The following is a 21,250-nucleotide window of genomic DNA, read 5'->3' as shown; positions in this document are numbered from 1 at the left end:
GCGTTCCTGCAGCTTCTCCTTGTCGTAGTCCGAAGTGGTCTCTTCGATCTGCTGCTTGATCTGGGCGACGCGGCCCTGGATCTCGGCCTTCTTGCCGGCGCCGTCGACGATGGTGGTGTTCTCCTTGGAGATCGACACCTTCTTGGCGCGGCCGAGCATGTTGAGGCCGACGTTCTCGAGCTTGATGCCGAGRTCTTCCGAGATGACCTGGCCACCGGTGAGGATGGCGATGTCTTCCAGCATGGCCTTGCGGCGATCACCGAAGCCCGGCGCCTTGACGGCGGCGATCTTCAGGCCGCCACGYAGCTTGTTGACGACCAGCGTGGCCAGAGCCTCGCCTTCGACGTCTTCCGAGATGATSAGCARCGGCTTCGAGGTCTGCACGACGGCTTCGAGAACCGGCAGCATGGCCTGGAGGTTGGACAGCTTCTTCTCGTGCAGGAGGATGTAGACGTCCTCGAGCTCGGCAACCATCTTGTCGGCGTTGGTGACGAAGTAGGGCGAGAGAGCCTCGCCTTCGACGTCTTCCGAGATGATCAGCAACGGCTTCGAGGTCTGCACGACGGCTTCGAGAACCGGCAGCATGGCCTGGAGGTTGGACAGCTTCTTCTCGTGCAGGAGGATGTAGACGTCCTCGAGCTCGGCAACCATCTTGTCGGCGTTGGTGACGAAGTAGGGCGAGAGATAGCCGCGGTCGAACTGCATGCCTTCGACGACTTCGAGTTCGGTCTCGGCGGTCTTGGCTTCTTCAACCGTGATGACGCCTTCGTTGCCGACCTTCTGCATCGCTTCGGCGATCATCTTGCCGACCGACTCGTCGCCGTTGCCGGCGATGGTGCCGACCTGGGCAACCTCTTCGGAGGTCTTGATCTTCTTGGCGTTCTTGATCAGGGTCGCAACGACGTCGGTTACCGCGAGGTCGATGCCGCGCTTCAGGTCCATCGGGTTCATGCCGGCGGCAACCGCCTTGTGGCCTTCCTGGACGATCGACTGTGCCAGAACGGTTGCGGTCGTGGTGCCGTCGCCGGCGATGTCGTTGGTCTTCGAAGCAACTTCGCGGACCATCTGCGCGCCCATGTTCTCGAACTTGTCCNGGCCTGGAGGTTGGACAGCTTCTTCTCGTGCAGGAGGATGTAGACGTCCTCGAGCTCGGCAACCATCTTGTCGGCGTTGGTGACGAAGTAGGGCGAGAGGTAGCCGCGGTCGAACTGCATGCCTTCGACGACTTCGAGTTCGGTCTCGGCGGTCTTGGCTTCCTCAACCGTGATGACGCCTTCGTTGCCGACCTTCTGCATCGCTTCCGCGATCATCTTGCCGACCGACTCGTCGCCATTGGCCGAGATCGTGCCGACCTGGGCAACTTCCTCGGAGGTCTTGATCTTCTTGGCAGCCTTGCCGAGCGCCGCGACGACTTCGGTCACGGCCAGATCGATGCCGCGCTTCAGGTCCATCGGGTTCATGCCGGCGGCAACGGCCTTGTGGCCTTCCTGGACGATCGACTGTGCCAGAACGGTTGCGGTCGTGGTGCCGTCGCCGGCGATGTCGTTGGTCTTCGAAGCAACTTCGCGGACNGCCAGAACGGTTGCGGTCGTGGTGCCGTCGCCGGCGATGTCGTTGGTCTTCGAAGCAACTTCGCGGACCATCTGCGCGCCCATGTTCTCGAACTTGTCTTCAAGCTCGATTTCCTTGGCGACGGTGACGCCGTCCTTGGTGATGCGCGGGGCGCCGAACGACTTGTCGATGACSACGTTGCGGCCCTTGGGGCCGAGCGTGACCTTCACCGCGTCGGCGAGRATGTTGACGCCGCGCAGCATGCGCTCGCGGGCATCACGGGAGAATTTTACGTCTTTGGCAGCCATTTTTAGCTCCTGGCAGGGGCTTTGATCGAGCCCGGGAATTCAGTTGACGGAAAGGCCTGATATCAGCCGATGATGCCCATGATGTCGGATTCCTTCATGATCAGAAGGTCTTCGCCATTGAGCTTGACTTCGGTGCCCGACCACTTGCCGAACAGGATGCGGTNAGCCGATGATGCCCATGATGTCGGATTCCTTCATGATCAGAAGGTCTTCGCCATTGAGCTTGACTTCGGTGCCCGACCACTTGCCGAACAGGATGCGGTCGCCGGCCTTGACGTCCAGCGGGACCAGCTTGCCAGCTTCGTCACGAGCGCCGGAGCCGACGGCGATGATCTCGCCTTCCTGCGGCTTTTCCTTTGCCGTGTCGGGGATGATGATCCCGCCAGCGGTCTTGGATTCGGATTCGACCCGGCGAACGACCACGCGGTCATGNTCGCCTTCCTGCGGCTTTTCCTTTGCCGTGTCGGGGATGATGATCCCGCCAGCGGTCTTGGATTCGGATTCGACCCGGCGAACGACCACGCGGTCATGAAGCGGGCGGAACTTCGACTTTGCCATTTTTTCTTCCTCGATGAGAACGGTGAGAAACAGTTCCTCCATCCGGCGGCGCCGGACATGTGGTTAGCACTCACCAAAGGCGAGTGCTAACGTGGCGCTGAAATAGGCTGGCGGCGCGCCGGAGTCAAGGCGCTCGGAGCGCCTCTTGGCGGCATGATGATGAACTTACCGGTGCCTGGCCGAACCGAGTACCAGAAGCGGGCACCGTTCGGCCAGCGGATAGCTGCCGCTCGGCACGACGCGCACCTCGCCGAACCAGTCGGCGGCCTCTTCGATCAGCGTGGCCAGCGTCGCGAAACTGTAGCCTATGTCCGAGCCGGCATAGACGTCGATCGTGTTGATCGAGGTCATGCTCCAACCCGTTCTTGCGGCAAGAGCTTCGCGGTCTGGGAACAGGCTGCCGAAGGTATCGCGGATTGTCGCCACCTTGATGGCGAAATCGCGGTCGTTCGTCGTGGACGCCATCGCGATCCGCCATTTGAGCGCGTGGAAATTCTCGACCCCGCCGGCCAGAGCCAGAGCTTCGATGCCGCGCAGATCATCTGCCGTTTCCGGTCGTGCGAAGACGCGGATCGCTGCGCGCCTGCCAGGCTTCAGTACCCTGGCGACCTCGCCAAACAACGAACTGCGCGCCGCCTGGGAATCGACCGCCGACAGGCATCCGTCGCCGATGACGGCGTCGATGCTTGCGTGATCCACGGGCAGGTTAAGCCAGTTGCCGGCGATTGCCCTTCGCGAGCCGTCGTCGCCGGCCCATACGCCGGAAATCATGGCCGCCGACTGGTCGACCGCCAACATCGACTTGCCCAGAATTGCCAATTCCGGGGTCACCCCCAAGAGGAGGACATCGGCATTTCCGAGATCAAGTTCGCGATCGAATATAGCGACGGTTTCCGCTGTTGGCCGGAGCGGCGCTTCCAGAAGTTTCCAATGGCGGTGGTAATCGTCCCAATGATTTGTCATGCAATTTATTGGCCCCTGGACGCCTGGATTTGGATACCCGCCGGGGCTTAATAGAGGTCGTCGGACAAGCCAAGACATTTCAAGAATTTACGGACAGTCCAAGAGGTAGATAGTGGCGCGCATCGTTGTGATAACGCACGAGCATGACAGGTTCCTGGGCAGGCGCGACATCCTGCTGCGCAGGAGCAGCCCATACATGCTGTTCGACATTCTTGCGGAATTGAAAAGGCGCGGCCACTCGGTTCAGGTTCAGCAAGGCCTGTCGAAGCCGGTCAGCGGCGATATGGCGGTATTGCATGTCGATGCCACGGTGACGCCCGCGGACTATGTCGACTACGCCCGGAGTTTTGCCTTCTGCCTCAACATCGGCGCCGCCGACATATCCAAGCGGCGGATCAGCGGCGCATTGGTCGACAGAACCGACAGCTGGCAAGGTCAGGTGATCGTCAAAAGCAATCTCAACAATCGGGGTATTCCGGAGACGCTCCTCAACCGGCGATCCGAGCGTGCCGGGAAACAGCAGCCGTTTCCGCGCTTGCCAGCCTTGCATCCTTATGAGGTCCATGGATCTCTCGGCGACGTTCCAGATGGCGTCTTTGATTGCGACGATCTCGTCGTGGAAAAGTTCATTCCGGAGAGAGAACCCGACGGTTTTGCTGTTCGTTTCTGGGTGTTTTGCGGAGAGCGCGAGCGCTGCACCCGCTACGTCTCCCCGAACGGCCTGGTCAAGGCAGCGGAGACGATCCGGCGCGAGTCCGTCCCGGTGCCCGACGAATTGCGTGAGCGTCGGCGTGAACTCGGCTTTGACTATGGAAAATTCGATTTCGTCATGCATGAGGGCAGGGCCGTCCTCCTCGACGCAAACAAGACTCCCGGCCGTCCGCAAAATCTCGTCAAGATGTTCGCGGCCGGCGCTTTCGATCTGACACACGGCTTCGAAGGCCTCATCCCTCGAGCGAAATAGGCCGCGGCTGAGATCGCCGCGGACGCCCTATAGAAACAGCCGCAGCTGCGTGTGAATGATAGACCGGTAATCCTCGATGGTCTGGCGGCTTTCCGCTTCGCCCTCGGCGAGCGCCAGGCGCACCACGCCGCCGGCGAGCTGGAAGATCAGCAGGACCATGCGTTCGAACTGCTCGCGCCTCTCGGGCTCGAGCAAGGCGATGACGTGGTCGCAGAACATTTTGGCCTGGTGTCGGGTTTCGGCGATATCGAGGTTTTTGAGCGCCTTGTCGGCCTGGATGGCGTTCTGCAGATCCTGGATGGCCGGATCGCCGGCGACACGGCTGAGATAATCATCGAGCAGCCGGTCAGCGGCCACGATCACGTCGTTCGCCTCGCGGATTTCGGCGATGATCGTCGTCAGCCGTGCCCGGCTGACCTCTGAAAACCGCTCATAGAGCATCGCCAGGATCGCCGATTTGTTGGGAAAATAGTGGTAGACGGTGGCGATCGGCCCGCCCGCCAGCATGCCGACTTCCTTCATGGTGACGGCGTCGATACCCTTTTCTCCGATCAGCCGCATGGTCGTCGACAGGATCGCGTCGATGCGCTCGCGGCTGCGTTCCTGCTTGGGCCTGCGCCTCGGCTCGGTCGCCATTCTCTTCAATTCCGTCATGCACCGATCTTTCGCACGGCTTCCCAAATTCCGGTTGACAAGAAATATGATCAAGTATCAGTTTCTGAAATACTGACAGGTTGTCAGCTTTTTTGCCGCACGGCAAGGACGTTGGGAGGCGCCTTTGGCTTCGACAGATACCGGCCACGCAGGCAGTGGCGACTGGCTGGTCGGCAATCCGACCGGCTGGCAGCTCGCCTCAGCCCTGTGGATCGGTTCGGTCGGCCTGCTCATTCTCGGCCTGCAACCTGTGCTGCTCGGCGCCCTTTACACTGAGGGCCATGTCAGCGGCGACGAACTGGCGCTGGTCGCCACAGCCGAGATGATCGCTATTGCCATCGGTTCGGCTGTCGTGGCGATGCTGCTTTCGGCGCACCACATGCGCTGGAAAAGTGCCGTCCTTCTGCTGCTGCTGGCACTGGCCAATGTGTGGACGGCTTATGCCGCGAGCGCCGGCACGCTGATTGTGGCCCGCGCCCTGGCCGGGCTCGCCGAGGGCGGTCTGGTCGCCATCGCCACCGAACTGATCGCCCGCTCGCGGCGCGCCGAGCGCATCGGCGGCTATTTCGTCACCATGCAGACGCTGGCGCAATGCGCGCTCGCCCTGTTGCTGGCGCTCTATGTCATCCCGGCCGCAGGGTCGGCGGGCGGCTTCATCGTTCTTGCCGTCGTCTGCGTCGTGTCGCTGGTGGTCGCCTTCACTGTTCCCGGTGACTATGCCGACCTGCCCAAGGAGGAGAACCTGGTCAATGTGCTGACGCTTCCCTCAACGACCGCGCTGCTGTCCGTCTTCTGCTATTTCATGTTCTTCGGCGCGGTCTGGGCCTTTCTGGAACCGCTTGGCGCACAGTATGGCATCGATGGCCGCACCGTCGGCCTGATCGTCTCGGCCAGCCTCGCCGTGCAGGTCCTGGGTGCTATGACGGCCACCGTGTTCGAGGCGCGCATCGATTATCGCCTTGCCATCGCGGCGATCGGCGTCGTCGCGCTTGTCAGCTCCCTGGTTCTTGCCAGTAGCCCTGGCCTGACAACGTTCTGGGTCGCTGCCTTGGCCATGGGCTTTATCCTGCTGTTCATCGTGCCCTACCAGATACGTCTGGCGATCACCGCCGACGAGACGCGGACCGCCGTGCTGCTGGTGCCGGCAGCCCAGCTTTTCGGCCTGGCGATCGGGCCGATCGCAGCGTCGCTGCTCATCGATGGCAAGGATTTCCGGCCAGTTCCGGAATTCGCCGCCGCCAGCGCGGTGGCCAGCGTGGCGCTGCTCGGTCTCTTCGTCCTTGTGTCGCGTCACCGTCGTGCGGTTGCCTGAGCGGGGAGGTGGCATGTCGAACATTTGGAGCAACTGGTCGGGCTTTGTAAGCGCCGAGCCCAAGCTGATCGCCAGCCCCGGCGATGCCGGTGAACTCGGTGATCTCGTCCGGACCGCGCCTGGCCCGGTGCGCGTCGCCGGTGCCGGTCATTCCTTCACGCCGCTGGTGAAATCGCAAGGCACGATCCTGTCCCTGGAGAGGCTGGAAGGGCTGGTCTCGCACGACGCCGAAACACATCGGGCGCGGGTGCGGGCAGGGACCCGGCTCGGCCCGCTGATGCGCATCCTGCAAGGCATTGGCCAGGGCCTGCCCAATATGGGCGACATCGACCGCCAGGCGATCGGCGGCGCGCTGGGTACCGCCACGCATGGCTCGGGACCGACGCTCGGCGCCTATCACACGCAGTTGGAGACGGTGCAGATCGTCGACGGGCTCGGCAAGGTCCGCGACTTCAAGCGGGCAGGGGATCAGGACATGCTCCACGCCATGGGCGTCGCGCTCGGCGCTTTCGGCGTGCTCACCGAAGTGACGCTGAACAACATCGCGACCTACCGGTTGCGCCGCCGCAAATATGTGCTGCCGATCACTGAGATGCTGCGCGATTTCGAGGCGATGATGGCCGCGCATCGCTCGGCCGAATTCTACTACATTCCGTTCTCCGGCTATGCGCAGTTCATCGCCAGCGATTTCAGCGACGCCGCACCCACCGCACGGCCGCCGGAAGAGGACGAGGCGGGTTTGAGGACGCTGCGTCGGCTGCGCACCTCACTTGCCTGGCTGCCATCGCTGCGTGGCCGCCTGATCCGTTCGGCGGCCGCCAGATTTCCCGCAGAGGACTACGTGCAGGACTGGCTCAACGTCTATGCCAGCGACCGGCAGACCAAGTTCAACGAGATGGAATATCATTTGCCGTTCGAGGAGGGGCCGAAGGCGCTGGCCGAGATCATCGAGCTGACTGAGAAGCGTTTTCCCGAGGTCTATTTCCCGATGGAGGTGCGCTCGGTCGCGCCGGACCAGTTCTGGCTTTCGCCATTCTACAACAGGCTGACCTGCTCCATCGCCATCCACCATGATGCAGCGAACGATCCGTTGCCGTTCATGCGGGCGGCAGAGCCGATCTTCCGCAGATATGGCGGCAGGCCGCATTGGGGCAAGATGCACAGCCTGAAAGCGGCGGATCTGAAAAAGCTCTATCCGCGCTGGGACGACGCCATGGCGGTGCGCCGCGACGTCGATCCGCAAAACCGCTTCGTCTCGCCCTATATGGCCGGCTTGTTCGGCATCGAATGATGACCACCTATTTTTCCACCCTCTCGGATGCGCTGAAGGAAGCCGGCATCTTCCAGCCCTGCCTGCTGCTCGATCGCGACCGGCTGGACAGCAACATTGCCCTGGCGAAGGGGAGAGTGGATCCCGGCCTGGCCGTGCGGCTGGTCGACAAATCGCTCGCCTGCATGCCGCTGCTTGCGTATATTGCCAAGGCGCTTGGCAGTGAGCGCTTCATGACCTTCCACCCGCCGATCAGCGAGGCGGTGCTGAAGGCGTTCCCGGATGCCGATCTGCTCTACGGCAAGCCGATGCCGATCGGCGCGGCAAGGGCGGCGCTGGTGAAAGCCGATACCGACTGGTCGCGCGTCTGCTGGCTGATCGACAGCGAGGAGAGACTGGCGGAATATGGCGCCCTCGCTGGCGAACTCGGCATCGGCCTGCGCATCGCTTTCGAGATCGATGTCGGGCTGCATCGCGGCGGTTTTGCTGATCCCGCAGCCTTGTCGAAGGCGTTGAGCGCGTTGCCGGCCCGGCTGCATTGCGAAGGCGTCATGGCCTACGAGGCGCATGCGCCGCTCATCCCCGGCCTTTTCGGCGGACCGGCAAAGGCATTGACCAAGGCGTCGGCGCAGGCTGCGGCATTCGTCGCCTGTCTCGGCGCCGACCAGCGCCGCATCCTGAACATCGGCGGCAGCAAGACCGCGCTGCTTCATCATGGCGGCGCGGCCAATGAGGTCTCGATGGGCTCGGCCTTTGTGCTGCCCAGCGACTTCGATACGCCAGGCCTCGACGGCTTCCAGCCGGCGGCCTTCATCGCCACGCCGATCCTGAAAATGGTCGAGCCGATGCTGCCCGGCCCGCCGGCCGTCACCCGCCTGCTGCAGGCGCTCGGCCGGTTCCCGCGCAAGGGTTGCTACCTCTATGGCGGCAAGTGGATGGCCGAGCCGGTCTTCCCAGAAGGCATGAAGGCGAACGGGCTGCTCGGCCTGTCCTCCAACCAGCAATTCATGGGCTTGCCCGCCGACGCGACCGCAAAGCCCGGCGACTACGCGTTTCTAAGGCCGACGCAGAGCGAAGCCGTGCTGCAGCAGTTCGGGTCGATCGCGGTGTTTTCCGGCGGCCGGATCGCCGATCGCTGGCCGGCGCTGCCGATGGCCTGACCGACTACGCCTTCACCGGTATCCATATCTCCAGCCCGCCCTTGCCGCTGCGCGGGTCGAATTCAGGGCCGTAGCGTTCGAATTCCGGCGCGTCCGCGATCTCATGCCCGGAGGCCGGCAGCCATTTGTTCCAGATCGTATTGACCGTACGGCGGATGGTCGAGATGTGTTCGCGGTGGGCAAAGACCGCATATTTCTGCGCCGGCACCCGCACCCGGTAGAAGTCCCTGGGCAGGTCGGAGAAGTCAGACACTTCGACGCCGGCGATGTAGTCGAAATTGCCGGCATCGTCGCCGTTGACGCAGACGCCATAGGCGACGTCGCCGGTCTCGCCCGGAATGTTGCCGATATAGGGGCCGAAGCGCTGCCACTGCATCGGGATGGCGGCGCTGGTTTCGCAGCTGTAGCGTTCGCCGAGGCCGGCGATCAGGAACGGCCGGCTGGTCTCGAAACGCGGCGGTTCGAGATTGGTGAGGAGGGACTGGTCCATCAGGATCGGCTCCACGAGGTCGAGCTTGTCGAGTGTGCCCTGCGCGCGCACCAGTTCCGGCGTGGTGCCGAACTGATCGCGGAAGGCACGGGTGAACGCCTCATGCGAGTTGTAGCCGGCGTCGAGCGCGACGGCGAGGATGTCGGGCGCCCCGCCCGCCAGCTTGCGCGCCGCCTCGGTCAGCCGGCGTGAGCGCATGTAGCCCATCACCGACCGGCCGGTGGCGGCGCCGAAGGCGCGCGTCACATGAAAACGCGACACGCCGCTGCTTTGCGCGACATCATCAAGCGAGATCGCCTCCGGCAGATGGCTTTCGACGAACCACAGCGCTTTCTCGGTCGGGTCCATTTTCTCCTCGCATTGGCCAGATCATCCTGCCGTTTCCTGGCACGGCCAGTTTGATCGAAATTGCGCATCCCGTGCAATCTGCGCCGATGCCGGTCGCCATCCGGCCAACCGCCCCATGAGCTTTCGCTTGACAGCGACCGGCGTCATCTCTTAGGTATGTTATATTATTACATAAAGAGAGCATGCGATGCCTGTTTCCCTTAGCTGGCCCACCACTCCGTCCGAGAAATCCATTGCGGAGCGATTGGGGGAAACCTACGCTGAAGCGGTGATGGTCCCCGAGTCGAAAGGCGAGGGGTGAAAAGGGAACACGGTGAGGCCTGCTCAGGTCGAGACCGTGGCTGCCCCCGCAACTGTAAGCGGCGAGCAAAATCCGTGAATGCCACTGGCCGGCAAGGCTGGGAAGGCTTGATGGCGCAACGACCCGTGAGCCAGGAGACCTGCCATCACTGAGTTGACCGGACGGGGTGTGCCGGGAGGAAACGCGAGGCCCGGTCTTGTCGGCCGGTTCGCCAGCTTCCTTCCGTCGCCAGTTTTTGAAAGTGACGGAAAGTTGGACGGCTCCATCCATCGCATCGTCGTATATACGCTTTGCCGTCCCGGCAAGCCGGCGGGCAGCAGCCGATGACCGTAGCGCTTCTCGAAGCCCGTGACCTCTGCGTCACGGCGAACGGGCGGGATCTGGTTCAGGCGGTCAGCTTCTCGGTGGCCGCCGGCGATCGCCTTGCCATCATCGGTCCCAACGGCGCCGGCAAGACGACGCTGCTGCGCATGCTGTCGGGCATGCTGCGTCCGAGCTCCGGCGAGGTGAAGCTCGGCGGGCGCCGCCTGGACAGGATTTCAGCCGCCGAACGGGCGCTGCACATTGCCGTGGTCGGCCAGACCGACCAGCCCGATCCGCGGCTGGCGGTGATCGACTATGTCGAGCTTGGCCGGGTTCCGCACGCCGGGCTGCGGCGCAGGAGCGAGGAGCGCGAGATCGTCGTCGATGCACTGCGCCGGACCGGCCTGCTGCCGCTATTTGGCCGCACCATCGGCTCGCTGTCGGGCGGCGAGCGCCAGCGCGCCCAACTTGCGCGCGCTATCGCCCAGCAGCCAAAAATCCTGTTCCTCGACGAGCCGACCAACCATCTCGACCCGCGTGCCCGCGGCGAACTGCTCGACCTCGTGGCAGGCTTCGAGATGACGGTGATCGCGGTGCTGCACGATCTGGCGCTGGTGGCACCGTTCGCCACCAGGGTGGCGGTGATGAACCATGCCCGTCTGCAAGCGCTCGCCGCACCGCGCGAAGCGCTGACCCAAAAGCTGATCCGCGAGATTTTCGGCATCGATGTGCTGCGTCTGCGCCATCCGACCGAAGACCGCGAACTGACGGTGTTCGATGTGCCGAACCGTGCCGCGCCGCCGACGTGATTGAAGCCATTTCGTAGTCGACCCAATCCCATCCACAAGGAGCAAACCCGTGAAACGCCTGGCCTTTTCGCTTGTCTTCTCGCTGCTGGCCTCGACAGCCCTGGCCTTCCCGGTCACGGTCGACAGCTGCGGCAAGCCGCTGACCTTCGATGCGCCGCCGAAGCGCGCCGTCATCCAGGATCTCAACATGGCCGAGATGGCTTTCGCGCTGAAACTGCAGCCGTCGATCGTCGGCCTGACCGGCATCACCGGATGGTACAAGGTGGGTCCCGAATTCAAGGCCGAGCAGGGTTCGATCCCGGAACTGGCGCCGAAATATCCGACGCTCGAAAACCTCGTCGCGGTCGAGCCGGATTTCTTCTTCGCCGGCTGGTATTATGGCATGAAGCCGGGCGGCGAGGTGACACCCGATACGCTTGCCCCGCACGGCATCAAGACGCTGGTGCTGACGGAAAGCTGCGTCCATCTCGACAAGAGCCGTCCAGCCGCCTCGATGGACCTGCTCTATGGCGACGTCGAAAAGCTGGGCAAGATCTTCGGCAAGGAGGCCGAGGCGGAGAAGCTTGTTGCCGGCTGGAAGACGCGGCTCGCCGACATCACCGCCAAGGTCGGCAACGGCAAGGCAACGCGAGTGTTTCTCTATGATTCCGGCGAGGACAAACCGTTCACCGCAGGCAAGTTCGCCATCCCCAGCGCCATGATATCAGCCGCCGGCGGCGACACCGCCGGCTCGATGCTTTCCTGGCCGGCGAAAATGCCGCCGAAAGTCTTGGCGTGCCGGTGGCGCGCATGCGCAGGATGACCTTTCTCGTCGCTGCCTTCTCGACGGCGATCCTGGTCTCGGTCGCCGGCGTTATCGGCTTCGTCGGACTGATGATCCCGCATCTGTCACGGCCGCTGGCGGGTCCCTTGCATCTGCGCCTGGTTGCCAGCTGTGCCGTCTTCGGCGCGGTGCTGTTGCTGGCCAGCGATCTTCTGGCCCGAACGCTGCTGCCGCCGCAGGAACTGCCGATCGGCATCATCACCAGCTCGGTCGGCGCGTTCTTCGTCGTCACCATGCTCATCCGCAACCGGCTGTGAGTGCGGTGGGCAACTGGGCGCCGGATCACACCGTCCAGAAATAGCGCACGAGGTGAAAGAACACCGGGGCAGCGAAGACCAGGCTGTCGGTGCGGTCCATCATGCCGCCATGGCCTTCGATCAGATGGCCCCAGTCCTTGACGCCCTGGTCGCGCTTGATGGCCGAGGCGACCAACCCGCCAAGAAATCCCATCGAGCAGGCGACGAAGGCCACGCCCGCTGCCTGTAGCGGCGAAAAGGGCGTGACGAATGACAACAACGCGCCCAGCAGGCTCGCCGACACCAGTCCGCCGATCGGGCCTTCCCAGGTTTTCGACGGCGAGACGTTCGGCGAAAAACGGTGTTTTCCAAAGAGCTTGCCGAAGATGGCGAACATGCCGCATTTGTGCACCAACGCTCGGGCAGGGTAAAAAGTTTAGGCTTGAAATAAATTTGGTCTGGTGCAACTCTCAATCGTCAGTCGAGAGCGTGGGAGGTCTCGCTGTGCCAAATGCCGGTCGCATATTCGATCGCGCCGGGTGCTGCCGCATATGCGGATGACCAGCCCGGCGTCGGCGCCAAGCCTCCCGGCAAGTTGCGTATTCAAACACACGCACGGCGACAAGACCGTGGCAACGAGCATCTAGGGGACAGCCGCAGAATGCTTGGACCGTCAGCGCATATCGACACTTTCACGCGCGACAACCTTCCGCCCGAGGAACAGTGGCCGAACTTCCTGCTCGATGGCTTCGACTACCCCGAATACCTTAATGCCGGTGTCGAACTGACCGACGTCTGGTCGAAAAGGGTCTGGGTGACCACACCGCGCCGATCGGCAATGGCCGGGCGCTGGCGCTTCAATCATGTCACCACAGTCGAACGCATCATCGGCATGAAACGCAGCACCGGCGGCACGTCGGGCGCTTCGTGTCTGAAGAGATGCTGGAGGTTGAACTGTTCACTGAACTCTGGAAAGTTCGCACCCGGCTCTAAAGCTATTTTATCTATATTGAAAACACTGGGAAGGAGAGAAAAATGAAGAATATCCTGGCATCCAGCATGTTCGCTTTGTCGCTGGCCACATCTGGCCTTGCCTATGCCGAACCCGTCAAGATCGGCGTCATCACCACGCTTTCGGGCGGCGGTGCGGGTCTCGGCGTCGACATGCGCGATGCCTTTACGCTGGCGATGAAACAGTCCGGCAACAAAGATGTCGAGCTGGTCATCGAAGACGATGCCCAGAAGCCCGAGATCGCGGTGCAGCTCGCCGAAAAGATGATCCAGAGCGACAAGGTCGACCTGCTCACCGGTATCATCTGGTCGAACCTGGCGATGGCGGTGGTGCCCAACGCGGTGGCGCAGGACGTCATCTATCTGTCGCCCAATGCCGGCCCGTCGGCGCTTGCCGGCGCCAAGTGCAACAAGAACTATTTCAACGTCGCCTACCAGAACGACAATTTCCATGAGGCGATGGGTCAGTACGCCAACAAGGACTACAAGAAGACCTTCATCCTCGCGCCCAACTACCCGGCTGGCAAGGATTCGCTGACCGGCTTCAAGCGCTACTACAAGGGCGAGCTGGCAGGCGAGGCCTACACCCAGATCGGCCAGGCCGACTACGCCGCCGAGATCGCCCAGATCCGCGATTCCGGTGCCGACTCGGTGTTCTTCTTCCTGCCTGGCGGCATGGGCATTTCCTTCATGAAGCAGTACGCCCAGTCGGGCGTGAACATCCCGGTCATGGGTCCTGGCTTCTCCTTCGACCAGGACATTTTGCCCGCGGTTGGCGACGCAGCCCTCGGCGTCAAGAACTCGGCGAGCTGGTCCAGGGACCTCGACAACGAAGCCAACAAGCAGTTCGTCGAGGCCTTCAAGGCCGAATACAATCGCCTGCCCTCAATCTACGCCGCCCAGAGCTGGGATACGGCGAACCTGATCCTGTCCGCGCTGTCCAAGGCCAGTGTTAAGGACAAGGACGCGTTCCGCGCGGCCCTCAAGGCAGCCGATTTCAAGTCGGTGCGCGGCGAGTTCACCTTCAACACCAACAATCATCCGGTCCAGAACATCTACGTCCGTGAGGTGGTAAAGGAAGGCGATGTCTTGACCAACAAGATCATCGCCACCGCCTTCGAACACCACAAGGACGCCTATGCCGACCAGTGCAAGATGTAGCCCAAGGCTGCATCCGCTTTGCTAAAGTGCCGGCCTCGTCATCGACGGGGCCGGGGCCGCGGCGAGGCCGCATCGCCGTATCTTGCAGCGGCTTGCTTCGGCATTCCCCGCCTTGAACCACAGTCCGGATCTTTCATTTGTCCATCGCCCTTCTGATCGAACAACTTCTCAACGGGCTGCAGCTCGGAGTGATGCTGTTCCTCATGGCCGCCGGCCTGACGCTGATCTTCGGAGTCATGGGCCTGATCAACCTCGCCCATGGCTCGCTCTACATGGTCGGCGCCTTTGCCTGTGCCACGGTCGCCGCCGCCACTGGTTCGTTCTGGATCGGTCTGGTGGCGAGCCTGATCGCTGCGGCAGCCGCCGGTGCGGTCATGGAGATCGTTGTCATCCGCAGGCTTTATGAGCGCGACCATCTTGACCAGGTGCTGGCGACGTTTGCGCTGATCCTGATCTTTTCGGAAGGCACGCGCTGGCTGTCTGGCTCGTTTCCGCTTTATCTCGACATCCCACCGCTGCTGCAAGGCGCGGTGCCCCTGCCCGGCGGTGGCCAGTACCAGCTCTACCGCCTCGCCATTATCGGCGTCGGCATCGCCGTTGCTGTGGGGCTCTATCTGCTGATCTCGCGCACCCGTCTCGGCATGCGCATCCGCGCCGGCGAATCCGACCGCGAGATGATCGCAGCCCTCGGCGTCGACATCCGCACGCTCTACACTGTTGTCTTCGCGCTAGGTGCTGCCCTTGCCGGCCTTGCCGGCGCGCTGGTCGGTGCGCTGCAATCGGTGCAGGTCGGCATGGGCGAGCCAGCACTCATCCTCGCCTTCGTGGTCATCGTCATCGGCGGCATCGGCTCGATCAAGGGCGCGCTGTTCGGTGCCATCCTCGTCGGCCTCGTCGACACGATGGGCCGCTTCCTCCTGCCCAAGGCGCTGGCGTTGATGATGCCGACGGCACAGGCCGGGCTGATCGGTGCCTCACTTGCCTCCATGCTGATCTACATAGTCATGGCCCTGATCCTCGCTTTCAGGCCAAGCGGCCTGTTTGCGGCGCAGTCGTAAGGGCCACCATGAGCCGCGAAACCATCATCAATATACTGCTGGCACTTCTGCTGCTAGCGATCCCGTTCAGTGCGTCTGCAATGGGCGAGCAATTCTACGTCACGCTTGCCACGCGCATTACGATCCTTGCGCTCGCTGCTGTCGGGCTCAACATCGCGCTTGGTCTTGGCGGGCTGGTATCCTTTGGCCACGCCGCCTTCTTCGGCCTTGGCGGCTATGCCGCCGGCATCCTGGCGACCCATGCCTTCAACGCCGAACCGCTGTTGTTTGGCCTGCAAGGCACGACCTCGATGCCGGTCATCTGGTCGGTGGCTATCCTGGTTTGCGGCCTTGTCGCCTTGCCGATCGGCGCGATCAGCCTGCGCACGACGGGCGTCTATTTCATCATGATCACGCTCGCTTTCGCGCAGATGATCTACTACTTCGCCATCTCCTGGCCGGCCTATGGCGGCGAGGACGGGCTGTCGATCTATGTCCGCAATGGCTTTCCCGGTATGAACACGGCGCAGCCCCTGACCTATTTCCTGATCTGCTATGTCGTGCTGATGGCAGCACTTGGCCTGTTCTGGCTGCTGCGCGGATCGCGCTTCGGTGCCGCATTGCAGGCGGCACGGCAGAACGCGACCAGGCTGTCCGCCGTCGGCATCGCACCCTTCAACATCAGGCTCGTTGCCTTCGCCATCTCTGCCATGGTCACAGGCCTCGCCGGCGCGCTGTTTGCCGATCTCAACCGCTTCGTCAGCCCCTCGATGCTGTCCTGGCACATGTCGGGCGAGCTGATCGTGCTCATCATCCTTGGCGGCAAGGGTCGGCTGTTCGGCCCGGTTGCGGGCGCGATGCTTTACGTGCTGTTCGAATTCGCGCTTGGCGGCTTCACCGAACGCTGGCAGTTCTTCCTTGGCCTGATCCTGCTCGGCGTCGTTTTGTTCGCGCGCGGCGGGCTGCTTGGCCTTTTGGCTGGAGAGGCGCGTCATGGCTGAGCTGGTCCTCGAAATACGCGATCTCAAAAAGACTTTCGGCGCGCTGAAGGCCACCGACGGCGTCAGCCTCGATCTCAAGCCGGGCGAAATCCACGCGCTGATCGGCCCCAATGGAGCCGGCAAAAGCACGCTGATCCACCAGATCTCGGGCTCGCTCCGGCCAGACAGCGGCAGTATCCGCTTTCTCGGCCAGGATATGGCCGGGCTCGACATGGCGGCCCGCGGGCGGCTTGGGCTCGGCCGCAGCTTCCAGATCTCATCACTCGCGCAGGAGTTTTCCGCGCTGCGCAATGTGATGCTGGCGGTGCAGGCACGCCAGGGAACGAGCTTCCGCTTCTTACGCCCCGTGATGAGCGACAAGAGCCTGACAGAACCGGCGATGGCGATGCTGGAGCGCGTCGGCCTTGCCGGGCGCGCCTACGTGCCAGCCGCTGAGCTGTCGCATGGCGAACGCCGTCAACTCGAAATCGCCATTGCGTTGGCCCTTGGATCGAAGGCCTTTTTGTTCGACGAGCCGATGGCCGGCATGGGGCCAGACGGATCGAAAGCGTTGACGAAATTCCTCGACGGCCTGCGCCACGAAGCGCCGATCCTGCTCGTCGAGCACGACATGGATGCCGTCTTCGCGCTTGCCGACCGTATCTCGGTCCTCGTCTATGGCCGCGTCATCGCCACCGGCACGGTGGACGAGATCCGCAACGATCCCGAAGTGCGCCGGGCCTATCTCGGAGAAGCTGCGTGAGCCTGCTGGAACTCAACGGCGTCGAAACCTTCTACGGCGCATCGCAGGCGCTGTTCGGCGTCTCGCTCGACGTCAGGGCGGGTGAGGTCGTGGCGCTCATGGGCCGCAACGGCATGGGCAAGACGACGACGATCAATTCCATTCTCGGCCTCGCGAAACCGCGCTCAGGCTCGATCAGCTTTGGCGGCCGCCAAGTCGCCGGCATGCGCCCGCACCGCATCGCGCGCCTTGGCCTGGGTCTGGTGCCGGAGGGAAGGCGCTGCTTTCCCAATCTGACCGTACTGGAGAACCTGCTGGCCGCAGCACGCGGCAGCGCGTGGACATTGGAAAAAGTTGTCGAGCTGTTTCCGCGTCTCGGCGAACGCCGCGACCAATATGCCGGTACACTGTCGGGCGGCGAGCAGCAGATGGTAGCCATCGGCCGCGCGTTGATGACCAATCCGAGCCTGCTCATTCTGGACGAGGCGACCGAGGGTCTGGCACCTGTGATCCGCCAGGACATCTGGGCAGCAATCCGCAAGCTCAAGTCGAGCGGACAGTCGATCCTTATCGTCGACAAGACGCTTGCCGAGCTTCTACCTGTGGCCGACCGCTGCTTCGTTCTGGAAAAGGGTATGACCGTCTTCGAAGGCACGCCCGAGGCGCTGACGCCAGAAATTCAGGACCGCTATCTCGGCGTATGAAAAAAGGGTGTCAAACGGCTTCCAAACTGACCCGGCGCGGTGCTGTTGCTGGCCAGCGATCTTCTGGCCCGAACGCTGCTGCTGCCGCAGGAGATGCCGATCGGCATCATCACCAGCTCCGTCGGCGCGTTCTTCGTCGTCACCATGCTGATCCAAAACCGGCTCTGAGCGCGCCAATGAACCGCTCTTGCAACAGGCCGCCGGCTCAGACCGTCCAGAAATAGCGCACGATGTGGAAGAACACCGGGGCGGCGAAGACCAGGCTGTCGGTGCGGTCCATCATGCCGCCATGGCCTTCGATCAGATGGCCCCAGTCCTTGACGCCCTGATCGCGCTTGATGGCCGAGGCGACCAGCCCGCCGAGGAATCCCATCGAGCAGGCGACGAAGGCCACGGCCGCCGCCTGCAGCGGCGAAAAGGGGGTGACGAACGACAACAGCGCGCCGAGCAGGCTCGCCGACACCAGCCCGCCGATCAGCCCTTCCCAGGTTTTCGACGGTGAGACGTTCGGCGAAAAACGGTGTTTTCCAAACAGCTTGCCGAAGATGTACTGCAGCACGTCGCTGCCTTGCACCACGATGATCAGGAAGGCGATCAGCAGCAGGGTGCGGCCTTCGAAGCCCGGCACCTCGAGTGTCAGCAGGGCAGGGACGTGGCTGACGCAATAGACCGAGATCATCACCGCCCATTGCTGCGCGGCGATGCGCTCGAGGAAGCGTTCGGTGTCGCCATGCAGCGCCGTGATGGCCGGCATCAACAGGAAGCAATAGACCGGAATGAAGATGACGAAGAGCCCATACCAGGCGGTCCACACCAGCCAATATTGAAACGGTATGATGATGCCGAACATGCCGAGCAGCACCCAATGGTCGCTGCGGCGCGTATGCGTCAGCGTCACGAATTCGCGCAGCGCGGCAAAAGAAATCAGCGCGAACAGGATGGTCATCCCGTAACGGCCGAAGAAGAAGGCGACCGTCATCAGCGCCACCATCACCCACCAGGCGTTGATCCGCTGGGTCAGATTGACCAGCGTCGAACTGAGCGGCTTCGGCGCCCGCGCCGAAAGGATGGTGGCGACGATGCTGGCGGTGGTCAAAACCGCCAGCAGGCCGATGATCAGGATGGAGATTTCGTGGCGCATCAATCGTCTCGCTCGGGACGCGGGTTGAGCGCCAGAAGCGTGGTGTGGGCGCGTTCGAGGAAGGCGCGGCGTTCTTCACCAGGCGCCACGGCCACCGGCGGGCCGAAGACGACACGGCACAGCAGCGGCACCGGCAGGAACTGGCCCTTGGGCAGCACGCGCGACATGTTCTCGATCCAGCACGGTATCAGCTCGACCTCAGGCCGCGCCGTCGACAGATTGTAGAGCCCGGAGCGGAAGGCCAGCAGCGGCTCTTCGGTCATGTTGCGGGTGCCTTCGGGAAACAGGATCAGCGAGTGGCCCTGGTCGAGAACCGACAGCATGATCTCGATCGGATTTTCCTCAGGTCTCGTCCACTGCCGGTTGATGAGCACCGACGACAGCATGTCCTGCGCGATGAAGCGGCGCAGCCGCGACTTTCCCCAATATTCGCCGGCGGCAACCGCGTGGGTGATCGCGCGCTCCCCTTCGCTGAGGCAGGCCGACAGCAGGATGAAGTCGCCATGGCTGGTGTGGTTGGCGAAATAGATGCGCTGCCGGTCGGAGGGCAGGCTGCCGTTCCAGATCGGACGCACGCCCGTCACCATCCGGGCCAGCGCCGACAGGCCGACGGAGGTTGCCGTCTGCAGCAAGGTGAAGGTCTTGAGCGAAAGCCTGTTCATCGCGGCGCCCAGAACCCTGCCGCCAGAAGTGCTGCGGCAAACAGAGCCAGGGCGGCGCGCTGCTTGAACAGTAGGCGACGCGTGCCAGCAATGCGGTCATCGAGCGAGCGTGTCGCGGGCGGGGCCGTTTTCAGGCGCATGCGCGCCAGCATGTCGTCCACCGCGGCACCGCCGGAAGCTTCGTCATCATGGCCAGCCATGACCCGGAACAACAGGGCGTCGAATGCCAGCAATGCCGACAGCGCCAGAACGGCGACAGCGCTCGCGGCTGTGATCGACAGCGCAACGGCCGCCGGCAAAGTCTCGAAGCCGCCGCGCGTCGAGGCAGCCAGCGGCGCAAGGATATTTGCCGCCACCACGATTGCGGCCGGCCACGCTGCCTGCCGCATCAGCATGCCGGCGAAGCGGTCGGTGCGGTCCTGGTAGGCATTGCCGGTCATGACGCCGCGCGCTCTATGGCCTCGGCAAGATGAACCGGCCGGCCGAGGGCCGCGAGCATTTCGCGGGCAAGCGCCGGCGTCTTGGCCCTGCCGGTCGCCACCAGCCATTCGGCGACGACGCCGGCGCTGCGCTGGAAGCCGAGCGCGCAGCACACCAGCACGGTGCCGTCGCGGCGCGCACTCTCCAGCGCGCCGGCTGCCTGTTGCCGTATCGCCACTGGCGGCGGCAACAGGTCGACCATCGGAAAGCTGATCCAGCGGCAATCGGCTGCCGCAGGCCTCTTAAGTTCGGCGGCGAGGTCGATGACCGTGCCGAAGCTGCTGGCCTCGCGTGCCGTGGGAAAGCGCCCGAGAAAGACGCCGTCAGCAATCGCCACCTTAGGAGTAAGACTGCGCGTCCAGGCCCATATGTTTGCCCTGGCGCCGAGACGGTAAGGCAAGAGGAGGACATGGCTTGCGAGCGTGATGCTGCCATCGGCGGATTTCTGGAACACTTTTTCGCCTGCTCCTGCATAGGCGAAGGCGACGATGGCCAGCGCCAGCGCCGGCCAAAGCAGGAAGAGCGCGACGGCGCAGAACAAGGCGCCGAGCGCTGCACCGGCCAGCGCGAGGACCGCGCCCAGCGCGTAGAACCGCGCCAGCCGCCGCGCTTTCACATCGCTGGTCAGCCGGAAGCCTGAAAACGGCAACGCGCCGCTGCGCGGAAACAGCCACAGCGCAAAGAACCCGAGCAGCGCGCCGGTCGGAATGTCGATGAAGTGATGCTGCCAGGTCGTCAGCACCGAGGCACCGATCAGGAAGCTCCAGCCATGCCAGAGCGGCAGGAGCAACCCGCGGAGCCGGTGGCGCCAATGATCCCAGATGATCACCAAAAGGGCGATGTGCAGCGAGGGCGCCTGGTTGAACGGCTTGTCGAAACCACCAAGCACGGCAAACAGGAAGCCGGGCAGTCCGGTCGTTGCAGGTCGCACGAATGTCGCGGTCAGCGGGAACAGGATGAAGCAGATAACGGCGACGACCTGCGCGGTGAGATAGCGCCCGGCCAGGCGGTCGACGCCTTGCTTGTCGTTGTTGAGCAGCAGCGACAGGCCATAGAACAGATTGATCGACCAATAGGGCACGATGGTCCAGGCGACGAACGGAATGCTGTGTTCCCACGAGAACACGATGCTGCCGACCTCGTCGCGCCGCGAGGCCAGCCAGTTGGCGAAGCCGTAGCTGAGGTAGAAGAACGGCGCCAGGAAGGCCAGCCAGAGCGCGGCCCTGACGACCACCCGTCCATAAGGCTCGGTGCGCGCGATGGGTGCAAGCGACGAGGCCAT

At 63.2% G+C, this 21,250-nt stretch carries 18 protein-coding genes, 10 pseudogenes and 1 riboswitch; of the genes and pseudogenes, 15 read left to right on the top strand and 13 right to left on the bottom strand.

Translation table 11 applies throughout. The features are described from left to right. From EJ079_RS28520 to EJ079_RS28505, 6 genes and pseudogenes are all read right to left on the bottom strand, one after another. A partial coding sequence (locus tag EJ079_RS28520) for a TCP-1/cpn60 chaperonin family protein (protein WP_281040140.1) occupies positions 1–1,077 on the bottom strand: 1,077 nt, incomplete at its 3' end. A 17-nt stretch (positions 1,078–1,094) separates the two neighbouring features. After that, positions 1,095–1,859: pseudogene (locus tag EJ079_RS28515) on the bottom strand (TCP-1/cpn60 chaperonin family protein); the annotation flags it as partial. A 62-nt stretch (positions 1,860–1,921) separates the two neighbouring features. After that, a pseudogene (locus tag EJ079_RS34255) lies at positions 1,922–2,020 on the bottom strand (co-chaperone GroES); the annotation flags it as partial. 4 nt (positions 2,021–2,024) lie between these two features. Continuing rightward, positions 2,025–2,330: pseudogene (locus EJ079_RS33615) on the bottom strand (co-chaperone GroES); the annotation flags it as partial. Further along, a pseudogene (locus EJ079_RS34250) lies at positions 2,307–2,417 on the bottom strand (co-chaperone GroES); the annotation flags it as partial. The pseudogenes EJ079_RS34250 and EJ079_RS33615, both read right to left, overlap by 24 nt. A gap of 165 nt (positions 2,418–2,582) precedes the next feature. After that, complete coding sequence (locus tag EJ079_RS28505) at positions 2,583–3,380, bottom strand: class I SAM-dependent methyltransferase (RefSeq protein ID WP_127810782.1); 798 nt, start codon at positions 3,378–3,380, stop codon at positions 2,583–2,585. 112 nt (positions 3,381–3,492) lie between these two features. On the opposite strand from EJ079_RS28505, the gene EJ079_RS28500 reads away from it, so the two are divergent. Next, on the top strand, positions 3,493–4,344 hold the full coding sequence (locus EJ079_RS28500) for a hypothetical protein (protein WP_127810781.1): 852 nt from the start codon (positions 3,493–3,495) through the stop codon (positions 4,342–4,344). Between the two features lie 27 nt (positions 4,345–4,371). Here EJ079_RS28500 and EJ079_RS28495 read toward each other — a convergent pair whose 3' ends face one another. Beyond that, positions 4,372–4,998 (bottom strand): TetR/AcrR family transcriptional regulator, encoded by a 627-nt coding sequence (locus EJ079_RS28495; protein ID WP_164761637.1) that lies wholly within the window; start codon positions 4,996–4,998, stop codon positions 4,372–4,374. 124 nt (positions 4,999–5,122) lie between these two features. On the opposite strand from EJ079_RS28495, the gene EJ079_RS28490 reads away from it, so the two are divergent. From EJ079_RS28490 to EJ079_RS28480, 3 genes are read left to right on the top strand one after another with little or no spacing between them, the layout of a single operon-like run. Next, positions 5,123–6,310: an MFS transporter gene (locus EJ079_RS28490; RefSeq protein ID WP_127810780.1), complete on the top strand. Its 1,188-nt coding sequence runs from the start codon at positions 5,123–5,125 to the stop codon at positions 6,308–6,310. A 13-nt stretch (positions 6,311–6,323) separates the two neighbouring features. After that, a complete protein-coding gene (locus EJ079_RS28485) occupies positions 6,324–7,601 on the top strand; it encodes a D-arabinono-1,4-lactone oxidase (RefSeq protein WP_127810779.1) in 1,278 nt (425 codons plus the stop codon). Beyond that, the gene (locus EJ079_RS28480) at positions 7,601–8,740 is read left to right on the top strand and encodes an alanine racemase (protein ID WP_164874007.1); all 1,140 of its coding nucleotides are present in this window, start codon (positions 7,601–7,603) and stop codon (positions 8,738–8,740) included. The genes EJ079_RS28485 and EJ079_RS28480 overlap by 1 nt, the downstream gene beginning before the upstream one ends. Positions 8,741–8,744: 4 nt before the next feature. Here EJ079_RS28480 and EJ079_RS28475 read toward each other — a convergent pair whose 3' ends face one another. Then, positions 8,745–9,578: an AraC family transcriptional regulator gene (locus tag EJ079_RS28475; RefSeq protein WP_127331504.1), complete on the bottom strand. Its 834-nt coding sequence runs from the start codon at positions 9,576–9,578 to the stop codon at positions 8,745–8,747. A gap of 255 nt (positions 9,579–9,833) precedes the next feature. Continuing rightward, a riboswitch (cobalamin riboswitch) is annotated at positions 9,834–10,041 on the top strand. A gap of 161 nt (positions 10,042–10,202) precedes the next feature. Between EJ079_RS28475 and EJ079_RS28470 the strand changes: the two genes are divergently transcribed. The 3 genes and pseudogenes from EJ079_RS28470 to EJ079_RS28460 all read left to right on the top strand — a co-directional run. Next, entirely contained in the window at positions 10,203–10,991 is a 789-nt protein-coding gene (locus tag EJ079_RS28470; RefSeq protein ID WP_127267057.1) for an ABC transporter ATP-binding protein, read from the top strand. A 49-nt stretch (positions 10,992–11,040) separates the two neighbouring features. Continuing rightward, positions 11,041–11,712, top strand: a pseudogene (locus EJ079_RS28465) (ABC transporter substrate-binding protein); the annotation flags it as partial. Continuing rightward, positions 11,712–12,071: pseudogene (locus tag EJ079_RS28460) on the top strand (iron ABC transporter permease); the annotation flags it as partial. The pseudogenes EJ079_RS28465 and EJ079_RS28460, both read left to right, overlap by 1 nt. A gap of 25 nt (positions 12,072–12,096) precedes the next feature. Here EJ079_RS28460 and EJ079_RS28455 read toward each other — a convergent pair. After that, positions 12,097–12,438 (bottom strand): annotated as a pseudogene (locus tag EJ079_RS28455) (phosphatidate cytidylyltransferase); the annotation flags it as partial. A 273-nt stretch (positions 12,439–12,711) separates the two neighbouring features. On the opposite strand from EJ079_RS28455, the pseudogene EJ079_RS33550 reads away from it, so the two are divergent. The 8 genes and pseudogenes from EJ079_RS33550 to EJ079_RS28415 all read left to right on the top strand — a co-directional run. After that, positions 12,712–12,896 (top strand): annotated as a pseudogene (locus EJ079_RS33550) (2-aminobenzoate-CoA ligase); the annotation flags it as partial. Between the two features lies 1 nt (position 12,897). After that, a pseudogene (locus EJ079_RS33545) lies at positions 12,898–13,043 on the top strand (tryptophan 2,3-dioxygenase family protein); the annotation flags it as partial. Between the two features lie 42 nt (positions 13,044–13,085). Next, the gene (locus tag EJ079_RS28440) at positions 13,086–14,222 is read left to right on the top strand and encodes an ABC transporter substrate-binding protein (RefSeq protein WP_127270513.1); all 1,137 of its coding nucleotides are present in this window, start codon (positions 13,086–13,088) and stop codon (positions 14,220–14,222) included. 137 nt (positions 14,223–14,359) lie between these two features. Further along, entirely contained in the window at positions 14,360–15,280 is a 921-nt protein-coding gene (locus EJ079_RS28435; protein WP_127270515.1) for a branched-chain amino acid ABC transporter permease, read from the top strand. Positions 15,281–15,288: 8 nt separating this feature from the next. Then, on the top strand, positions 15,289–16,260 hold the full coding sequence (locus EJ079_RS28430) for a branched-chain amino acid ABC transporter permease (RefSeq protein ID WP_127810777.1): 972 nt from the start codon (positions 15,289–15,291) through the stop codon (positions 16,258–16,260). Beyond that, entirely contained in the window at positions 16,253–17,002 is a 750-nt protein-coding gene (locus EJ079_RS28425; protein ID WP_127321152.1) for an ABC transporter ATP-binding protein, read from the top strand. The genes EJ079_RS28430 and EJ079_RS28425 overlap by 8 nt, the downstream gene beginning before the upstream one ends. Then, positions 16,999–17,685 carry an ABC transporter ATP-binding protein gene (locus tag EJ079_RS28420; RefSeq protein ID WP_127271619.1) on the top strand — a complete coding sequence of 229 codons (687 nt, stop codon included), beginning with the start codon at positions 16,999–17,001 and terminating at the stop codon, positions 17,683–17,685. Before EJ079_RS28425 ends, EJ079_RS28420 begins: the two co-directional genes overlap by 4 nt. A 33-nt stretch (positions 17,686–17,718) precedes the next feature. After that, positions 17,719–17,853 (top strand): annotated as a pseudogene (locus EJ079_RS28415) (iron chelate uptake ABC transporter family permease subunit); the annotation flags it as partial. Positions 17,854–17,890: 37 nt separating this feature from the next. Here the strand turns inward: EJ079_RS28415 and EJ079_RS28410 are convergent. The 4 genes from EJ079_RS28410 to EJ079_RS28395 are packed head-to-tail and all read right to left on the bottom strand — an operon-like array spanning position 17,891 to position 21,250. Beyond that, on the bottom strand, positions 17,891–18,826 hold the full coding sequence (locus EJ079_RS28410) for a phosphatidate cytidylyltransferase (protein ID WP_127289053.1): 936 nt from the start codon (positions 18,824–18,826) through the stop codon (positions 17,891–17,893). Then, on the bottom strand, positions 18,826–19,488 hold the full coding sequence (locus tag EJ079_RS28405) for a lysophospholipid acyltransferase family protein (RefSeq protein WP_127810776.1): 663 nt from the start codon (positions 19,486–19,488) through the stop codon (positions 18,826–18,828). Before EJ079_RS28405 ends, EJ079_RS28410 begins: the two co-directional genes overlap by 1 nt. Next, a complete protein-coding gene (locus EJ079_RS28400) occupies positions 19,485–19,928 on the bottom strand; it encodes a hypothetical protein (RefSeq protein ID WP_127810775.1) in 444 nt (147 codons plus the stop codon). The genes EJ079_RS28405 and EJ079_RS28400 overlap by 4 nt, the downstream gene beginning before the upstream one ends. Beyond that, entirely contained in the window at positions 19,925–21,250 is a 1,326-nt protein-coding gene (locus EJ079_RS28395; RefSeq protein WP_127810774.1) for a phosphatase PAP2/dual specificity phosphatase family protein, read from the bottom strand. The genes EJ079_RS28400 and EJ079_RS28395 overlap by 4 nt, the downstream gene beginning before the upstream one ends.

It is taken from the genome of Mesorhizobium sp. M7A.F.Ce.TU.012.03.2.1 (assembly GCF_004006095.1).
Lineage (GTDB): Bacteria > Pseudomonadota > Alphaproteobacteria > Rhizobiales > Rhizobiaceae > Mesorhizobium.
The sequence above is the reverse complement of the archived record's forward strand: the minus strand, read 5'-3'. Positions and strand labels throughout refer to the sequence as shown.

What these genes read in the sequence shown, in the direction of transcription:
- EJ079_RS28475 (WP_127331504.1), bottom strand. Translation starts at nt 9,578, where the DNA reads ATGGACCCGACCGAGAAAGCGCTGTGGTTCGTCGAAAGCCATCTGCCG.
- EJ079_RS28425 (WP_127321152.1), top strand. Translation starts at nt 16,253, where the DNA reads ATGGCTGAGCTGGTCCTCGAAATACGCGATCTCAAAAAGACTTTCGGC.
- EJ079_RS28405 (WP_127810776.1), bottom strand. Translation starts at nt 19,488, where the DNA reads ATGAACAGGCTTTCGCTCAAGACCTTCACCTTGCTGCAGACGGCAACC.
- EJ079_RS28440 (WP_127270513.1), top strand. Translation starts at nt 13,086, where the DNA reads ATGAAGAATATCCTGGCATCCAGCATGTTCGCTTTGTCGCTGGCCACA.
- EJ079_RS28485 (WP_127810779.1), top strand. Translation starts at nt 6,324, where the DNA reads ATGTCGAACATTTGGAGCAACTGGTCGGGCTTTGTAAGCGCCGAGCCC.
- EJ079_RS28395 (WP_127810774.1), bottom strand. Translation starts at nt 21,250, where the DNA reads ATGGCCTCGTCGCTTGCACCCATCGCGCGCACCGAGCCTTATGGACGG.
- EJ079_RS28400 (WP_127810775.1), bottom strand. Translation starts at nt 19,928, where the DNA reads ATGACCGGCAATGCCTACCAGGACCGCACCGACCGCTTCGCCGGCATG.
- EJ079_RS28410 (WP_127289053.1), bottom strand. Translation starts at nt 18,826, where the DNA reads ATGCGCCACGAAATCTCCATCCTGATCATCGGCCTGCTGGCGGTTTTG.
- EJ079_RS28495 (WP_164761637.1), bottom strand. Translation starts at nt 4,998, where the DNA reads ATGACGGAATTGAAGAGAATGGCGACCGAGCCGAGGCGCAGGCCCAAG.
- EJ079_RS28480 (WP_164874007.1), top strand. Translation starts at nt 7,601, where the DNA reads ATGACCACCTATTTTTCCACCCTCTCGGATGCGCTGAAGGAAGCCGGC.
- EJ079_RS28470 (WP_127267057.1), top strand. Translation starts at nt 10,203, where the DNA reads ATGACCGTAGCGCTTCTCGAAGCCCGTGACCTCTGCGTCACGGCGAAC.
- EJ079_RS28505 (WP_127810782.1), bottom strand. Translation starts at nt 3,380, where the DNA reads ATGACAAATCATTGGGACGATTACCACCGCCATTGGAAACTTCTGGAA.
- EJ079_RS28430 (WP_127810777.1), top strand. Translation starts at nt 15,289, where the DNA reads ATGAGCCGCGAAACCATCATCAATATACTGCTGGCACTTCTGCTGCTA.